The organism is Exiguobacterium sp. SH5S4 (assembly GCF_004337045.1).
In the GTDB taxonomy this organism is placed as follows: domain Bacteria; phylum Bacillota; class Bacilli; order Exiguobacteriales; family Exiguobacteriaceae; genus Exiguobacterium; species Exiguobacterium aurantiacum_A.
The window spans coordinates 149303-165115 of sequence record NZ_SJUQ01000001.1 but is presented as its reverse complement, the minus strand read 5'-3'; the positions used below and the strand labels follow the sequence as shown (position 1 = coordinate 165115).

General features: G+C 52.5%; 17 protein-coding genes. 4 read left to right on the top strand and 13 right to left on the bottom strand.

Features of this window, described 5'->3' with window-relative positions; genetic code table 11:
* Nucleotides 1-18 precede the first annotated feature (18 nt).
* The 8 genes from EVJ32_RS00790 to EVJ32_RS00760 form a co-directional block, all read right to left on the bottom strand.
* Nucleotides 19-1017, bottom strand: a complete 999-nt coding sequence (locus EVJ32_RS00790) for a Gfo/Idh/MocA family protein (protein WP_201738326.1) — start codon at nt 1015-1017, stop codon at nt 19-21.
* A gap of 97 nt (nt 1018-1114) precedes the next feature.
* Complete coding sequence (gene yugI / locus EVJ32_RS00785) at nt 1115-1507, bottom strand: S1 domain-containing post-transcriptional regulator GSP13 (protein WP_016509788.1); 393 nt, start codon at nt 1505-1507, stop codon at nt 1115-1117.
* Nucleotides 1508-1726: 219 nt separating this feature from the next.
* Nucleotides 1727-1849, bottom strand: coding sequence for a hypothetical protein (locus EVJ32_RS16425; RefSeq protein WP_255417545.1), 123 nt, complete (start codon nt 1847-1849; stop codon nt 1727-1729).
* Nucleotides 1850-2027: 178 nt separating this feature from the next.
* Nucleotides 2028-3215 carry an aminotransferase gene (locus tag EVJ32_RS00780; RefSeq protein WP_131455970.1) on the bottom strand — a complete coding sequence of 396 codons (1188 nt, stop codon included), beginning with the start codon at nt 3213-3215 and terminating at the stop codon, nt 2028-2030.
* A complete protein-coding gene (locus tag EVJ32_RS00775) occupies nt 3212-3706 on the bottom strand; it encodes an Lrp/AsnC family transcriptional regulator (RefSeq protein WP_131455968.1) in 495 nt (164 codons plus the stop codon). Before EVJ32_RS00775 ends, EVJ32_RS00780 begins: the two co-directional genes overlap by 4 nt.
* A gap of 1 nt (nt 3707) precedes the next feature.
* Nucleotides 3708-4511 (bottom strand): glycosyltransferase family 2 protein, encoded by an 804-nt coding sequence (locus EVJ32_RS00770; protein ID WP_131455966.1) that lies wholly within the window; start codon nt 4509-4511, stop codon nt 3708-3710.
* Complete coding sequence (locus tag EVJ32_RS00765) at nt 4508-4756, bottom strand: NifU N-terminal domain-containing protein (RefSeq protein WP_070328777.1); 249 nt, start codon at nt 4754-4756, stop codon at nt 4508-4510. The genes EVJ32_RS00770 and EVJ32_RS00765 overlap by 4 nt, the downstream gene beginning before the upstream one ends.
* Before the next feature lie 12 nt (nt 4757-4768).
* Nucleotides 4769-5002 (bottom strand): DUF1871 family protein, encoded by a 234-nt coding sequence (locus EVJ32_RS00760; protein WP_016509787.1) that lies wholly within the window; start codon nt 5000-5002, stop codon nt 4769-4771.
* Between the two features lie 509 nt (nt 5003-5511).
* On the opposite strand from EVJ32_RS00760, the gene EVJ32_RS00755 reads away from it, so the two are divergent.
* Genes EVJ32_RS00755 through EVJ32_RS00745 form a run of 3 tightly spaced genes read left to right on the top strand, consistent with a single transcriptional unit; the run spans nt 5512 to nt 9313 of the window.
* On the top strand, nt 5512-7779 hold the full coding sequence (locus EVJ32_RS00755) for a ribonucleoside-diphosphate reductase subunit alpha (protein ID WP_255417720.1): 2268 nt from the start codon (nt 5512-5514) through the stop codon (nt 7777-7779).
* A gap of 30 nt (nt 7780-7809) precedes the next feature.
* Nucleotides 7810-8316 carry a flavodoxin domain-containing protein gene (locus EVJ32_RS00750; RefSeq protein WP_131455962.1) on the top strand — a complete coding sequence of 169 codons (507 nt, stop codon included), beginning with the start codon at nt 7810-7812 and terminating at the stop codon, nt 8314-8316.
* Nucleotides 8273-9313: a ribonucleotide-diphosphate reductase subunit beta gene (locus EVJ32_RS00745; RefSeq protein ID WP_070328775.1), complete on the top strand. Its 1041-nt coding sequence runs from the start codon at nt 8273-8275 to the stop codon at nt 9311-9313. Before EVJ32_RS00750 ends, EVJ32_RS00745 begins: the two co-directional genes overlap by 44 nt.
* Nucleotides 9314-9421: 108 nt before the next feature.
* Here EVJ32_RS00745 and EVJ32_RS00740 read toward each other — a convergent pair whose 3' ends face one another.
* Together EVJ32_RS00740 and EVJ32_RS00735 are read right to left on the bottom strand one after the other, a co-directional pair.
* Nucleotides 9422-11335 carry an N-acetylmuramoyl-L-alanine amidase gene (locus tag EVJ32_RS00740; protein WP_131455960.1) on the bottom strand — a complete coding sequence of 638 codons (1914 nt, stop codon included), beginning with the start codon at nt 11333-11335 and terminating at the stop codon, nt 9422-9424.
* A 128-nt stretch (nt 11336-11463) separates the two neighbouring features.
* Nucleotides 11464-12252 (bottom strand): MazG nucleotide pyrophosphohydrolase domain-containing protein, encoded by a 789-nt coding sequence (locus EVJ32_RS00735; RefSeq protein WP_131455958.1) that lies wholly within the window; start codon nt 12250-12252, stop codon nt 11464-11466.
* Nucleotides 12253-12337: 85 nt separating this feature from the next.
* Here EVJ32_RS00735 and ytvI point away from each other — a divergent pair, with 85 nt between their 5' ends.
* Nucleotides 12338-13468, top strand: a complete 1131-nt coding sequence (gene ytvI / locus EVJ32_RS00730; RefSeq protein WP_131455956.1) for a sporulation integral membrane protein YtvI — start codon at nt 12338-12340, stop codon at nt 13466-13468.
* Between the two features lie 5 nt (nt 13469-13473).
* Here ytvI and EVJ32_RS00725 read toward each other — a convergent pair whose 3' ends face one another.
* From EVJ32_RS00725 to EVJ32_RS00720, 3 genes are read right to left on the bottom strand one after another with little or no spacing between them, the layout of a single operon-like run.
* Nucleotides 13474-14133 (bottom strand): DUF429 domain-containing protein, encoded by a 660-nt coding sequence (locus tag EVJ32_RS00725; RefSeq protein ID WP_131455954.1) that lies wholly within the window; start codon nt 14131-14133, stop codon nt 13474-13476.
* Complete coding sequence (locus EVJ32_RS16140; protein WP_161567373.1) at nt 14114-14272, bottom strand: hypothetical protein; 159 nt, start codon at nt 14270-14272, stop codon at nt 14114-14116. The genes EVJ32_RS00725 and EVJ32_RS16140 overlap by 20 nt, the downstream gene beginning before the upstream one ends.
* On the bottom strand, nt 14269-15711 hold the full coding sequence (locus EVJ32_RS00720) for a leucyl aminopeptidase (RefSeq protein WP_131455952.1): 1443 nt from the start codon (nt 15709-15711) through the stop codon (nt 14269-14271). Before EVJ32_RS00720 ends, EVJ32_RS16140 begins: the two co-directional genes overlap by 4 nt.
* Between the last annotated feature and the right edge of the window lie 102 nt (nt 15712-15813).

The following is a 15813-nucleotide window of genomic DNA, read 5'->3' as shown; positions in this document are numbered from 1 at the left end:
TTCTGGATTGAAAAGTGATTAGCCCTGACTGTATATGCGGTCGATGATTTGATGAAGCAGGACCGCCTGTTCGGCCTGCTCGTATGACGGCTCATGCCGACACGCCTCAAGGAAGGAGCGAATCTGTGTCGCGTACGGGTCTTGTAACGTCAAATGAGCCGGCGTCTTGTCAAACAGAGCGCCATGTTCTTCCGTGTGGATCGTGAGCGGGAACAACGATGCCCCGCCGATTGTCCCTCTCAGTTCCACGTTCATCGTATCCTTCGGCCCGATGTTCGCCATGAAGCTCGCATCTAAAAAGAGAGAGGCCCCGTTCTCGAACGTGATCATCGCCCGGGCCGTGTCTTCAACCGAGAAGTTGTCGGCGTCCCAGTCCCCCATCAGCCCGACACCCGGACGCGTCCCAAGATACTGTCCGACATGACCGATCACGTCGACCGGTTTCGGATAATCCATCAAATAGAGGGCGAGGTCGAGCATATGGACGCCGATATCAAGCAGCGCCCCGCCTCCTTGGAGCTCCTTGTCCGTGAACACGCCCCAACCTGGGATGCCACGGCGCCTTAGGGCGAGCGCGGTCGCCGCATAGATGTGACCGAGTTCATTTGAGTCAATCAAGCGTTTCAGCAGTTGCGTGTCCGTCCGATGCCGGAAATGGAAGCCGTAGTGGAGCGTCCGGCCGGCCCGTTTGGCCGCTTGTAACATCTCGTCCGCCTCACGCTCCGAAATGGCCGGCGGTTTCTCGCAAAGGACGTGACAACCGGCATCGAGCGCCTGGATGACATGGTCTTTATGCAGGGCGTTCGGTGTGCAGACGCTGACCGCATCAAGTTGCTCGCTATCGAGCATGTCTGCTACCGTGTCATAAACCCGTTCAACCCCGAACTGACGGGCAACCGCCTCCCCGCGCTCCCGTGTCCGGTTCATGACCGCGACGACGTCCGCCCCGGCCGCGATGTAATGCGGGATGTGTGCGTTTGTGGCGATGCCCCCTGTCCCGATGATTCCAATCTTCATGTAGACCACTCCTTTCTCTAATCTCTTTCGGGAACGTCTATTCAATTTCCTGTACAAAAAAAAGGCGACCTATTTGGAATAGGCCGCCTTTCATCACTTACTTTTTGAAGTTCGTGTTTTTGATCCAGTCTTCGAGCTTGTCCTTGAGGACTGTGAAGCCTGGCGCTTCTTCTTGCTTGAAGTTTGAAGCTTCGTTGCGGCGTGGTGCGCCACGACGAGCTGGCTTAGCCGACTTCTCGCGTTTTGGTGCTTCTTGTGTCGCTTTCATTGAAAGCTTGATTTTCTTAGATGCTTCATCAACATCAAGAATTTTCACTTCAACTTCTTGGCCGACTTGAACGTACTCGTTCACGTCTTTCACGTAGTCATGTGAGATTTCAGAGATGTGGACAAGACCTTGTGTCTCGTCGTCGAGTGCGACGAACGCACCGAAAGGTTGAATTCCTGTTACTTTACCTTTTAAAACTTGATCTTTTTCGTATTTTGCCATTACAAACACTCCTATGCTAAATTCATCAACTTACTATAACATACTTTTTTCGATAAAGTGTAGAAAATAGTAAAAAAGATTATTTAGGATTATTTTGACGTTTCAAAGTCGCACCTCAGGGTAAATACAAATCAAGCAAGACTTCAAGTATTCCCCCCTGATTCCGCTAGGCTAACGCCTAGCCCTTTTTTTGTTTTAAGATGTCGCAAACGTCCGCTGCTAGCCGATGTCATAGACATCCCCACTAGCCATCTCGTCCAAACTCATCGCGAATCGACCGACCGATATCCCCAAGTCCGTCGCGGTCGGTTCGTACGAATGTTCAAGGTTCGGGTGCCTCACTCATTTACCTTCTAATCCGCCCTCAATCTCGACCCCATAATCTATATTCACACGCCACTTTCGTTTATCTTCCCATTTTATGTTACATCGTTCAACCCATTTTAGAATAATCGGTCGATATTCGGTCGTGGCGAGGCGCGATCACCGTTAACCTTATCGTCAAAACGTCAACAGACCCTCATCGCTGAGAGTCTGTCGTTGATGTTGCCAGTTCAAACTGTTTCATGAACCGATCGATACGGCGGATCGCTTCTTGAAGCTGCTCGATCGACGTCGCATAACTCGCACGGACAAAGCCTTCCCCGCTCGCTCCGAACGCATTGCCCGGAACGACCGCCACTCGCTCTTCAAGCAGCAACCGTTCGGCGAACTCTTCGCTCGAAAGCCCGGTATGGCGGATGGACGGGAATGCATAGAACGCACCACCCGGGACGTGGGTCGGGAGACCTGCGTCGTTTAACGCCTGGATAAAATAGTTACGACGCTGGCGATAACTCTTCACCATCTTCGGGACGTGTTGGTCACGGCTGCGCAGCGCCTCTAGCCCTCCAAATTGGACGAGCGTCGGCGCACACATCATGCCGTACTGATGCACTTTAAGCATTTCCCGGGTCACGACTTCCGGTGCACACGTGAAGCCGAGGCGCCATCCGGTCATCGCGAACGCTTTTGAGAAACCGTTGATGACGATCGTCCGCTCGCGCATGTCGTGGAGCGTCGCAAAGCTCGTGAACGGGGCATCGTAAGACAGCTCTGCGTAGATCTCATCGCTCACAACCCACAAATCATGTTTCGTAGCGAGTTCCGCGATTTCGGCGAGTTCGTCGCCCGTCATCGTCGCACCGGTCGGGTTCGACGGGAAGCAGAGCAAAATCGCTTTTGTCCGTTCCGTGATCGCTGCTGCGACGTCGTCCCGATTCAAGCGGAACCCGGATTCCGGACGACAAGCGACCGGGACGACGGTCCCACCGGCTAATTCAATGAGCGGCCCGTAGGAGACGAAAGCTGGCTCGACGACGAGAACCTCGTCACCTGGGTTCAATAAAGCACGGAAGGCGATATCGAGCGCCTGAGACGCCCCTGTCGTGACGATCAGTTCGGTCGCCGGGTCATACGTGACGTCAAAACGGTCGGTCATGTAACGAGCAATCGCTTCACGCAGCTCGAGTAGGCCCGCGTTGGCACTATAAGCCGTATAGCCTTGCTCGAGTGCCGCGTAGCTCGCTTCGCGGACGTTCCATGGCGTGATGAAGTCCGGCTCTCCCACCCCAAGAGAGACGACATTTTCCATCGTCTGTGCCAAATCGAAGAAACGGCGAATGCCAGACGGCTTCATCGAGACGACTTGATTCGATAGCGACTTCATGGCGTGATGTTCAACCGTTTGTCTTCGACTTGCGGGGTGAACAAAATACCGTCATGCTTGTACGTCTTCAACTTGAAGTGGGTCGTCGTCGACACGACCGAGTCAAGCGGTGACAGTTTATCCGAGACGAACGACGCCACGTCTTGGAGCGAACTCGCCCGGATGACGACTTGCAGGTCGTACGCGCCCGACATCAAATAGAGAGCCGTCACTTCCGGGAAGCGGTAAATCCGCTCGGCTACCTCGTCAAACCCGCGACCTCGCTTCGGTGTGACTTTGACGTCGATGAACGCCGTGACATCGTGACGGTTGATCTTCTGCCAGTTGATCATCGCCCGGAAACCGAGCAAGATGCCGTCCGCTTTAAACTTCTCGAGCATCGTTTCGACGGTCGCCTCATCGGTCGCGAGCAAGTCCGCGAGCAACTTCGTCTCGAGGTATCCTTTTTCTTCAAGCAATTCCAAAAGTTCTAACTCTTTTGTTGTGTACATATTAGTTGTCTCCTTCCGTTCTACCGGGAAACGTCCCTGCGAACGACCTTTCTGTCTGTCTCACGTAGTCCCGCCGTTCGGACTGGACGATGTGAAAATTCTTCATCTCCATATTCACCAAGCCGTGTTTTTGACAAAACCGCTCAAAGTACCGTCGACGCGTCTCATCTTGTTTCGCCGATAAGTTGTCGGTTCCGTTAAAAGCGTAGAGCACCGTCGCCCGGGCTGGATGAACGACCGTCCCGTGCTCGATCACACGTAAAATAAAGTCCCAGTCCCAATAGTTATAAACCGTCTCATCGAACATGCCGATGACGTCGTGAAGCCGCTTGCGGTAGAGCGTGCCGGACGGGATGAACGTCGAGTCTTGCCGAATCCGGTCCAAGTCGAGCTCGTAGGCGAACGCCTCCCACTCCGTGACGACCCGCCGCCCGTCTTGCCATGTGAACCGAAACAGTTCCGCATCGGTGAAAACGAGGTCTGCCGTCGTCAAATCATCGAGTGCTCGTTCGATATGGGTCGGCATGAGTAAATCATCGTCATCTAATAAAAGAATGTATTCGCCTCTCGCCTCCATCACGCCTCGGTTTCGCGCTTTGACGTGATGATTTTCTTCAAGTTCGATCAACCGAACCGACAATCGATTCAAAAAAGGCGCCAAAAGATGTTGCTTTGGCGGCCCATCATTATTTACTACAAGCACTTCGAACTGTTGAAACGTCTGTACCGTCAAACTCTCGAGTAGTTCCGTCAGTTCCGCCTCGCGTGCGTAGGCCGGAATGACGATCGAAACGAGCGGGTTCATCCGCGGTAAGCAGTTTCGACGTGCGGTAAGATCGCTTCCCAGCTGACGCCGTTCTCTTTTGATACTGTGACAAAATCGCCGTAAGCGAAGACGCTCTCGACACCTTCGATCGTGACGAGTTTCGCGAGAAGCGGTTGCTCTGTTGATTCGCCGGCTTTCACGCTTTGGCTCTTAGCTCCGAAGACGTTTTCAGGAAGCGTGATTTTCATTGCATTTGGATTAGGTGTTGGATCGATTCGTAACATGTTGGTTCCCCCTTATAATTGACAAGCTTCTGAAGATGTAAGTAATTGTCTGGCCATGGCGCGCGTGTCGTCCTCAGACGGGCACTCTCCAAACGAATCCGTTAGAATGCGACGGATCGTTTCATTCAACTCCGCTTCCGAGTCGATCTGCACGAGCGCCACTGTGATGTCATCGAACTCTGGCCCGTAAGACCCAAGCCCGTAACCGAGCGGGTCCCATGCTAATAATAAATCTTCTGAACGCATTTTTAAAACCCTTCTTTTTAGCCTTGATAGTATATCGTACTTCCTCAATCTACCGCACTTTTGACGATGGCGCTAGCCTTACCTCGGATTTCCCGCTTTTTCAAATCGAGACAACACTATATCTAGTATTGGTTCCTGGTCATAACTTTTTTACTGATTCATGAAATCAAAGGCGTTCTCCTCTCTTTTCGTATTGACAAACCAGATTGAACGCTTACAAAAAAAGTGGACAGCTTTGACCTCGGGAGTTGGTAAATCTTTTTTTCGTCTCATATCACGTCTCAAAACGGTTGAGAGAGCCGTTTTAGAGTAAAAGTAATTCGCATCGTCACAGTTTTATAAATTTCAATGATTGCAAAACTAAATATGGGTGATTTATGATTAAAAAGAGAATAAAACGTCAATATATAGTTAACGGATATTTATCACGTTCTATCCCCATTGACGTTGAATCGGACAAGTTCCGCTATACCTTTATAATTTCTACACCCGAAGAAGGAGTGATCGTTTTGACATCCCCTATCCACCACGAGACGATGTTGCCGGCAACACCAACCCTTGCCGACGTAGCGACATTGATCCAATCCTTAACACAACGTTACCCGCAGCTCAGCGTCGCACGCTACGAGGAACGTTTGATTCGAGCACTCGATTCAAAATCACTGACACAAGATGTAGTATATGACTTGATGACGATGCACGCCCTCGATATGTTGAAGGCTGAAGAGCCGGACTGGACGTTCGTCGCGACCGAGATGTACTTAAACCGTCTCTACCTTGAAGCAGCACGCAACCGCGGGTATGACGCTTCGATGCGTTACGGCTCACTCTATTCGATGATCGAGACGCTGACGAACAAAGGCATCTTCACGTCGGCGTTAATTGACACATACTCTAAAGAAGATATCGCTTATTTAGAGACGTTGATCGACCCGTCACGCGATCGTCTCTTCACTTACATCGGCCTACGGACGTTGGCGGACCGTTACCTCGGACGCGATCACGTCAAAAACTTATATGAGCTCCCACAAGAGCGGTTTATGGTCATCGCCATGACGCTCATGCAAAACGAGGCCGCGTCTAAGCGGGTCCAACTTGCCGAAGAAGCCTACTGGGCGCTATCGAACCTGTACATGACCGTCGCCACGCCGACGCTCTCGAACGCTGGTAAATCGTACGGGCAGCTTAGCTCTTGCTTCATCGATACGGTCGACGATTCACTCCGCGGTATTTACGACTCGAACACGGACGTGGCCACACTTTCAAAAGGCGGCGGTGGCATCGGGGTGTACCTCGGCAAAATCCGTTCACGCGGAAGTGACATTAAAGGATTCAAAGGTGTCTCGAGCGGCGCGTTGCCTTGGATGAAGCAGTTGAACAACACGGCCGTCTCGGTCGACCAGCTCGGCATGCGTCAAGGCTCGATCGCCGTCTACTTGGACATCTGGCACAAGGATATCTTTGAATTCCTCGATGCCAAGTTGAACAACGGCGATGAGCGCCTCCGCACTCATGACTTGTTCACCGGCGTCTGTTTACCGGACTTGTTCATGCGTACCGTCGAAGCGCGTGGCGATTGGCATTTGTTCGACCCGCATGAGATTCGCACGGTCATGGGCTTCAGCCTTGAAGACTTCTACGACGAGACGGACAACGGCGGTTCGTTCACCGAGAAATATACAGCTTGTGTCAATAATCCGGAGCTCACGCGTGTAACTGTGCCGGCCATCGACCTCGTCAAACGCTACATGCGCTCACAGCTCGAGACGGGCACACCGTACATGTTCTTCCGGGATGCGGTCAACCGCGCCAACCCGAACAAACATGCAGGTATGATTTACAGCTCCAACCTCTGTTCAGAAATCGCTCAGAACATGTCGGCGACGACAATCGACGAAGAGTATACGCAAGACGGGAAAATCGTCATCACGAAGACGCCGGGCGACTTTGTCGTCTGTAACTTGAGCTCGATCGCACTCGCGCGCGCCGTCAAATCCGACGTGCTCGAGCGCCTCATCCCGATTCAAATGCGAATGCTCGATAACGTCATCGACCTGAACACGATCGAAGTGCCACAAGCGATGATCACGAACCAAAAATATCGTTCTGTCGGTCTCGGCACGTTCGGGTGGCACCATTTGCTCGCCCTCGAAGGCATCCGCTGGGAATCGGTCGACGCCGTCCAGTACGCTGAGAAACTTTACGAAAAAATCGCCTATCTCACGATTCACGCTTCGATGGAACTCGCGAAAGAAAAAGGCGCGTTCGGCGTGTTCGAAGGTTCGGAATGGCACACGGGCGAATACTTCAGTCGCCGCAACTACCGGTCGCACGACGAGCTCGACTGGGACGGCCTCGCGGCCGAGGTTCACCAAAACGGTGTCCGCAACGCCTACATGATGGCCGTCGCACCGAACTCGTCGACAGCGATCATCGCCGGTAGCACCGCTTCGATCGACCCGATTTATAAGAAAGTATATTCGGAAGAAAAGAAAAATTATAAGATCCCAGTGACCGTCCCTGACCTCAACTCGGAGACGAACTGGTTCTACAAATCAGCGTTTGAAGTCGACCAACTTTGGAGCATCCGTCAAAACGCGGCCCGCCAACGCCACATCGACCAAGCGATCAGTTTCAACTTATACGTCAAGAACGACGTGAAGGCGACTGAAATGCTGGGGATGCACCTCGAGGCATGGTCGCTCGGTATGAAATCGATCTATTACACGCGTTCAACGACCGTCGAAGTCGATGAATGCGAATCGTGTTCGTCGTAACATCTGTTTAACGAAAGGTGGGACCTAACCATGAACGTCGCAATCGTCTATAGTTCAATGAGCGGGAATACAGAAGAGGTCGCCGAGTTGATTCAGGCGACCCACGTCAATCGGGGTGACCGTGCCGTCTTGTACGAAGCGGACCGCATCGGCCATCGCGAGGCCGGGTCGCTCGCCACGTACGACCTCGTCTATTTCGGGTCGTACACGTGGGCCGATGGCGTCTTGCCAGACGAGATGAAAGATACGTTCCGGCTTCTCTTGAAAGAGCAGTCGGTACCGATTCGTCAAGCCGCCGTCTTCGGGACGGGTGACAAGATGTTCGTTCATTTCTGCCGCGCTGTCGACGAGATGGCGTACCACCTTTCGAAATTTGGAATCCCCCTTGCCGGTGAACTGTTGAAAATCGAACAGTCGCCGCGCAACCAACCGTACAACGTCCGTGCTTGGACCGAGCGGTTGGCACGAAACGCCGAAGAAGGAGTTCACGTCTATGACCATTCAAAAGATCAAACTACTGTCGCCCAAACATCCTAACCGGGCGACAGCCATTATCGGTGGCGAGACGAGTTCGATCGTCAACTGGAACGATATCGCCTATCCGCAATTTTATACGATTTATAAACAGTTACTGTCTAACTTTTGGATCCCAGATGAGATCTCGATGTCAAAAGACATGCAACAATGGCCGCAACTGACCGAGCGTGAACAAGACGCGTTCAAGCGCATCATCGGCTTGTTGTCGATTCTCGACTCGGTGCAGACGCGCTACATTCTCGAGTCGGCGATGTTCTCTTCCGACTCGTCGGTCCACTCGGTGCTCGCCATCATCGCCCAGCAAGAAGTCGTCCATAATCAATCGTACAGCTACGTGTTATCGAGTCTCGTTCCGCTCAGCGAGCAGAACCGCATCTTCGATATCGCCAAAGATGACGAGATGGTCATGAAACGCAATCAGTTCATCTTAGACTTGTATGAAGACTTCCGGGCCGTGCCGAACGCGGAGAACTTCGCGAAGTCTCTCGTCGCCTCGGTCATCCTTGAAGGCATCAACTTCTATTCCGGATTCGCCTACTTCTATAACCTCGCCCGTCATCAGAAGATGGTCGGGACGTCGACGATGATCAGCTATATCCAACGGGACGAGATGCAACATTCGCATTTCGTCAGCCAGCTGCTTCGCGCCGTCTTGACCGAGAACCCGGAAATCGACGCCGACGGAAGCTTCAGCCAGTTCGTCTACGACACGATGGGACAAGCGGTCGACCTCGAGATCGAGTGGTGCGAATACGTACTCCGTGACCTCGATGGCCTCGACGTCAGCGAGATGCGTGATTACATCAAATATCTTGCCAACAAACGCCTGCGCGTCATCGGATTGAACGATTTGTATGAAGGCTTCAACGAGGACGTCATGCCGTGGATCCGTGCCTATTCGGACGACTCGCTCAACGCGACGAAATCCGATTTCTTCGAACAAAAATCACGCTCATACGCGAAAGTGACCGACGCCAACGGTTTCGACGACTTATAAGCCAAGCCCTCGCCCATTCGGACGAGGGCTTGATTACTACATAAAAGGAAGGCCCCGGCTCAAAATGAGCCGGGGCCTTCTGTATACTCCTGCGCGAGCAGGTTGGAATTAATGGTATGCTCTCACGTATTGGGCAATACCTTCAGCAACACCGATTGCCATGCGCTGGCGTGATGCTTCACTACGAAGGTGGACAATATCTTGCGGAGACGAGATGAACCCGAGTTCAACGAGTGCTGACGGCATCGTGTTATACGTGATGACGTAGTAGTTCGCCGTCTTGACACCGCGGTTTCTCATCCCTGACATTTCACTCATCAAATTCGATTGGATGTTCGTTGCGAGCACCCGACTCTTGGCACTATGGGCCGATGAGGTCGAGTAGAACGTTTCGACTCCGTTTGCCGCGGATGACGTCGCCGCGTTCGTATGCAGGCTGACGAAGAGATCGCCACGTAAGTTTCTAGCCGCTTGGACACGTTGATTGAGCGTCAAGTAAACGTCTGTCGAACGTGTCAACCGGACTTCGTAACCATACTTCGAACGAAGATACGCTTCCGTACGTTTCGTCACGTCGAGTACGACCGTTTTCTCATAAAGCGAACTTCTTACTGCACCCGGATCGGTTCCACCGTGTCCGGCATCGAGAATGATGACAGCACCGCTCAATACATTCGGTTTCGTCGCCATCGTGAAGGCCGCTGAGATGAACCCATCGCGTCCGTTGTACTTGATCTTATAGAAGCCGTTCGCTGAACCGTAGTGATCGACTTGCGTGCCGTGCGTAAGTTTCCCGAGTACCGTCGAGCTGGTCGAAGCCGTCGCTCGGACGTTCAAGGCGTCACCCGGCGTGTTCGTGAACACTTTACCTTGTGGCGCTGCGGCAGGTGCTGATGGTGCCGCACCGGCAGTCAACCATGAAGTCGCTGTGTAATATGTCTTCGCCCCGACAAATACGGTCGACCAGCTTGAGTTATATGGGCTGTATGTCACTGCCGAATACTGCGGCAAGACGAGCAACACCGATGAACCCTGGTGCGTTTTACCGAACAAGTTAATGTTGCGGTTGGCATACCCTTGAATCTTCGTCTCTACTGGCTTTGTCGTCGTCGGTGGTTGGACCGGGGCAACGCCTGGCGTGATCCATGCCGTCGGCGTGTAGTACGTGTCGTTGCCGATATAGACGGTCGACCAGCTCGAGTTGTACTTGCTCGATGCGACTACCGTGTTCAACGGAAGTACTTTAACGACTTTCGATGCTTGGTTGCGCGTATCGAACAATTTTAATTCCCGGTTCGCGTAGCCAGTCTCTGTCGTCGTCGCCGGCTTCAGTGTCCCGGCTGTAATTCCTCGAGTCGGTGTGTAGTAGGTCTTTGTGCCTTCATAAATAACCGACCAGCTCGAGTTGTGGATGCTGAACGTGACAGCGCGCTTGGCCGAGATTGTTTTCGCGACCGGTGATGTTTGTAGCGTGCGATTGAACAGCTGAATGTCGCGATTCGTGTAGCCCGATTGCTTTTTAGGCGCTGAAACGACTAACTTTGGCGCAAGGTAAGCTTTCGCCGCGTAGTACGTCTTTCCATTCAAGAACACTTTGGCCCATGATGAGTTATGGACGGCATAGTTCACTTCAGTGCCTTTTTTAAGCGTCGTAACGATTTTTGCATCACGGTGTGACGTCACTCGAATGTTCAAGTTTTCTGTCGTGACGCCTGTCGATGATGCTGCTTGCGTCTTGATCGTCGTCGTTGACGAGACGATCCGTTTAATATACGGGGCCGAAGCATAGTAAGTGCGACTATTTAAATACACTTTATGCCATGATTGGTTATAAGTCCCATACTTTACTTTCGTGCCTTTCGGTAACGTCGTGATGACGGCTCCCGTCGTGCTTGGTTTCGATCGAACGTTTAAATTGACAGTCGTTTCGCCATCTAATGTCGATGCCTCAACCGCAGGGATTTGAGCACCGAACAACAACAGCGATAAGATGAGAGCAACTTTCAATAGCTTCATTTTCATCCAAAATATTCCTTTCTTCTCGCGCTAATTTCTACTAACAACACCTTCATAGTAGCATAACGCTTTTTAAAAAAAAGTAAGTATTTGAAAAAAAGATGAATATTTTTGATAAAAAGGGGAATACTTTTCTACCAGTTTTTACGAATAATAATAAATTTGTCTATTCCATGCCATTCTTCGTCGATTATGAACGATTCCGGCACCTTCCAGTCTTGCTCGAGAGAGGACGTCATGATGAACGGCTCGTCCGGTTGACGAACGACGAACCCATCCAGCCCTTCGACATGGGCAATCTTTAAAAATCGTTCCATGTTATATTCTCGTTCTCTATATCGGCTCGCTTCCTCCGAAGGTTTAGCCTCAATTCCTCCCCAATATCGACCAGGTTTAAAACGCGTGTACAATCGCACCGACGATTCGGTGATCGGATCAGGCGTATGATCGAACCGCCCGAAATCGCGCGCGGATTTCTCATCGATCAGCGAACCGATTTCCGCATACAAATCAAGCTCAATCTCGCGTGCGATATCGAACACCGCTGCTTGGACGCTCTCGATTCGATACTGTAACGAACCCGGTGTCGATGATGCTTTCAATTTTTTATCCCCTTCGTAGGCGTTCAAGGTCCGGGCAACCTCCCCCGCTTCCCGAACGAGCGAATAGTAAGCGCGATGAACGAGGCGCTCGCCTCGTCCGTTCGATTGATCGTCAAGTTCGATCGCATACTGATTGGCGAGACAAGTTGAAATGACGAATACGTCTAACAGCTCTTCCATGAGCGCTGCTTCGTCCTGGTCATGCAAGGCACCACCCACTTCCCCCACTTCTTCTAATAACCTTGCCAAGCCTGATAACGGCCGCCAATATCCTCCTAAGTGGATAATCATCCGATCGATTTTCTGTTGAATCTCCTTCATATTTACTCACCTATCCATCCTCTTCATTTACCAGTTGCGTGGTATACTATGCTCAATCCAATTGTTAGGAAAGGGGCAACGCCTCATGTCTCCTGTAAGACTTTGGCAATTACTTCGGTTTCTCCTTGTCGGCATCGGACTCGTGCTCGTTATTTGGGGACTGAGCGTCCTCTTTACGTACACGTATCCTTTCGTGTTCGCTTTCTTGTTATCCTTGTTGACAGTCCCCCTCGTCAACTTGTTCGAGCGTGAAACGAAGATGCCGCGTGCCCTTGGCACCCTCGTTTCACTGCTAATCGTCATGAGTCTTGTCAGCGGCGTCATCGCCATCGTCGTCACCCAATTGATCCGTTACTTGACGATTGCGGCCGAAAAACTTCCAGACCAGATCGAGACGTTCACTGCCTACGTGCAGCGTATGTTCAATCAAAAAATCGCCCCGTTCGTCAACGACGCCTACGACAGCATCCAGCGGTTAAACCCTGGTCAAACGACATCGCTCGAAGGTGGCATCACTGAAATCGGCGTCCAACTCGGTGCCGCGATCGGCGTCCTGTCACGAGGTGTCGCCGGGCTCCTGCAAGACATCCTGAGCGCACTCCCGCTCGTCCTGCTCTTGTTCGTCGTCATCGTCCTAGCCTGGTTCTTCATCACGAAAGACTGGCCGTCTTACATGCGTTCGATCGAACGGTTGAATAAACGAAAAGGCTTTAAAGAGTTCGAACTCGTCATGCTCAATTTACGTTCGGCTTTGTTCGGCTATGTCCGGGCCCAATTGACCCTCATTTCCATCACGTTCGGAATCGTCTTGGTCGGGATGTTCATTCTACGTGTCGACAACCCGTTCTCATTCGCCTTGTTAGCCGCCTTCTTTGATCTGTTGCCTTACCTCGGTGTCGGGACACTCTTAGTGCCATGGGCAGCCTACGCGGCCATCTCAGGCGACTGGTTCAGCGCGATCGGGCTTCTCGTGCTCTATATCCTCGTCATCGTCCAACGTAACTTGGCCGAGCCGAAGATCGTCGGCTCTCATATCGGCCTCGATCCGCTCGCGGCTTTGATCTCGATCTTTGTCGGTCTGCAACTGTTCGGTGTCCTCGGTTTCATTTTAGGACCAGTCCTCGCGGTATTGCTGAAAGCACTCTACAACGCCCAAGTATTTCATTACATATGGAAGTTCGTCCTCGGACCGATCCAGACACCAAAAGAGCGATGACGCGGTCATCGCTCTTTTGTCTTCGGTACCGCTACGAACGGTAATCCCTCTGTTTGATGCGGATGCGTCTCTAAGCCTGTCGTCCCGGCCTCATAGGCGGCGACGGCAAGGATACATGCGTCGATGATATCGTCGACTTTGACGTTCGACATCTTCCACTTCCACGGCGAACTTTTCGAATAGCGCCGCAACAGCTCGATCCGTTCGGCCTCGCCGGCCTCAGTCTTTTTGCTGAAATCGGCCTCGTGTCCGGTCATGACGGCGAAACAGACTTCCGGATGCGACTCATACACGTCTTCAGCCGTAATCGTTTGAAACTCACGAATACGCGGCACGAGGTTCCATGCTTGCTTGCTGATTCCTTTTCCAATCAGTTCGCGGCTTCTCACATTGGCGGCTTCATACGTCTGTTCCATCACGACGTCTTGAATCGGCGGCGTGAAGATCGACGACTTCCGTTGCTTCAACTGGGCCCGCATCCACGCATCGCACGTCCGGTCCGGGTTTGAGATCGTCCCGAGATCGTTCGGCATGTCGACGAAGTGGATTGCCCCGTCAATCAATAAATCTTCCAACTGTTCTGAGATGGTCAAGCACAGCGAGATGCTATCGTACGTGATACGTACCCAGCCTCCGCGTGCCCCATCAATTCCTACTCCGACCACGGCGTCCCTCCTGAATCAAAAACAAAACTCCGAGCACCGCACTAAAGACGGATACCCCCAACAACAACTGGCTCGGCCAAGCCGCATAGCCGAGACCTGCGACGATGGCCAAACCGATCAACATCAATCCGAATTTCAACGCTTCCATCCTTCGAGCATTGACGCAAGTGTACGTACCATGACACCGGTCGGGCCTTTTGGACCGAGATCACTCGCCGCAGAACGCTCGCTCGTTCCCGCGATATCGAGGTGGAGCCACGGCGTGTCACCGACGAACTCGCCGACGAACGCGCCACCGAAAATCATATGACCGTAACGGCCCGGTGAGTTGTTCAAGTCAGCGACTTCAGATTTCCGAACTTGCTTGATGAACACATCAAAGTAAGGCATTTGCCAAACGAGCTCATTCGTTGCTCGGCTCGCCGTCTCTAGTGCCTCATAGAGCGAGTCGTCGTTCGTCAGGCAACCCGTCACCTCAGTACCGAGCGCGACGAGTACACCGCCTGTCAGCGTCGCTACGTCGATGATGGCTTTCGGCTCATACGTCTTCGCGAACGTCACCGCATCGGCAAGAACGAGTCGTCCTTCCGCATCGGTATTGAGCACTTCGATCGTTTTCCCGTTCATCGCCGTAATGACGTCGTCCGGTTTGAACGCGTCTCCTGAAATCATGTTGTCCGTTGCCGGAATGACGCCGAGCACGTTGACAGCCGGTTTCGTCGTCGCGAGCGTCTCAAACAGACCGAGCACGGTGGCCGCACCACCCATATCGCCTTTCATCCCGACGATCCCGTCTTTCGGCTTGATCGAGTACCCGCCCGTGTCGAACGTGACACCTTTGCCGACGACGGCAATCGGCGCATCGTCCCCGGCACCGTTGTACTCGAGCACGATCAACTTCGGCGGGATTGTCGAACCTTGATTGACGGCGAGCAGCGCCCCCATACCGAGCGCCTCCATCTCTTCTTTCTCGATGATTCGATGGCTGAAACCGTGACGATCGGCTAAGTCGACGGCATAGTCGGCTAGCGCCACTGCGTCCAAAATGTTAGCCGGCATCATCGTCAACGTCCGAGCGACGTTGACCCCACGCCCGTATGCGGCACCCGCTTCGACGTCCGCTTCGTTCGCGTCTCCTAAAAGGGTGATCGTCACGTCCGGTGTCGCCGATTTTGGCGCCGACTTGTATGTAGGATGCTCATACGTCGCCATCTCATACGCTTCGGCGAACAAGCTCGCCGTGCCTGGTTCAAACGTGTCGAGCGCGACCGCGACGTCCGTGAAGGCGCGGGCTTTGATTTCTTTCGCGACTTTCCCGAACCAATTCCGCAAGTTTTCGACGGACGAATCGTTACGTTGTCCTAAACCCACGAACAGCACGCGTTTGATGTTCCCCTCAAACGTCGGCACGATCGAAACTTCCCCTGTCTTCGTCGAGATGTCAGCTGACTGGATGAGCGATTTGACGCGCCCGTTGAACAACGTGTCGAGCCCTGCTTCGACGGCGTCGGCTGCCCCGATTCCGACAACGACCGTGTCGTGTGAACTGGTCCAGTCTAATTCAGCGAATTGATACATATTTGCCACTTCCCTTCTTTATATAAGGTAAGCATAACGAACTTCATCGAAATAATGAAATAGTATGCGCAATCGTCGCTAATTCTTCAAATTCAAAGGCTA

What these genes read in the sequence shown, in the direction of transcription:
- EVJ32_RS00720 (WP_131455952.1), bottom strand. Translation starts at nt 15,711, where the DNA reads ATGTATCAATTCGCTGAATTAGACTGGACCAGTTCACACGACACGGTC.
- EVJ32_RS00770 (WP_131455966.1), bottom strand. Translation starts at nt 4,511, where the DNA reads ATGAACCCGCTCGTTTCGATCGTCATTCCGGCCTACGCACGCGAGGCG.
- EVJ32_RS00780 (WP_131455970.1), bottom strand. Translation starts at nt 3,215, where the DNA reads ATGAAGTCGCTATCGAATCAAGTCGTCTCGATGAAGCCGTCTGGCATT.
- EVJ32_RS00750 (WP_131455962.1), top strand. Translation starts at nt 7,810, where the DNA reads ATGAACGTCGCAATCGTCTATAGTTCAATGAGCGGGAATACAGAAGAG.
- EVJ32_RS00740 (WP_131455960.1), bottom strand. Translation starts at nt 11,335, where the DNA reads ATGAAAATGAAGCTATTGAAAGTTGCTCTCATCTTATCGCTGTTGTTG.
- EVJ32_RS00745 (WP_070328775.1), top strand. Translation starts at nt 8,273, where the DNA reads ATGACCATTCAAAAGATCAAACTACTGTCGCCCAAACATCCTAACCGG.
- EVJ32_RS00790 (WP_201738326.1), bottom strand. Translation starts at nt 1,017, where the DNA reads ATGAAGATTGGAATCATCGGGACAGGGGGCATCGCCACAAACGCACAC.
- ytvI (WP_131455956.1), top strand. Translation starts at nt 12,338, where the DNA reads ATGTCTCCTGTAAGACTTTGGCAATTACTTCGGTTTCTCCTTGTCGGC.
- EVJ32_RS00775 (WP_131455968.1), bottom strand. Translation starts at nt 3,706, where the DNA reads ATGTACACAACAAAAGAGTTAGAACTTTTGGAATTGCTTGAAGAAAAA.
- EVJ32_RS00760 (WP_016509787.1), bottom strand. Translation starts at nt 5,002, where the DNA reads ATGCGTTCAGAAGATTTATTATTAGCATGGGACCCGCTCGGTTACGGG.
- EVJ32_RS00735 (WP_131455958.1), bottom strand. Translation starts at nt 12,252, where the DNA reads ATGAAGGAGATTCAACAGAAAATCGATCGGATGATTATCCACTTAGGA.
- yugI (WP_016509788.1), bottom strand. Translation starts at nt 1,507, where the DNA reads ATGGCAAAATACGAAAAAGATCAAGTTTTAAAAGGTAAAGTAACAGGA.
- EVJ32_RS00765 (WP_070328777.1), bottom strand. Translation starts at nt 4,756, where the DNA reads ATGTTACGAATCGATCCAACACCTAATCCAAATGCAATGAAAATCACG.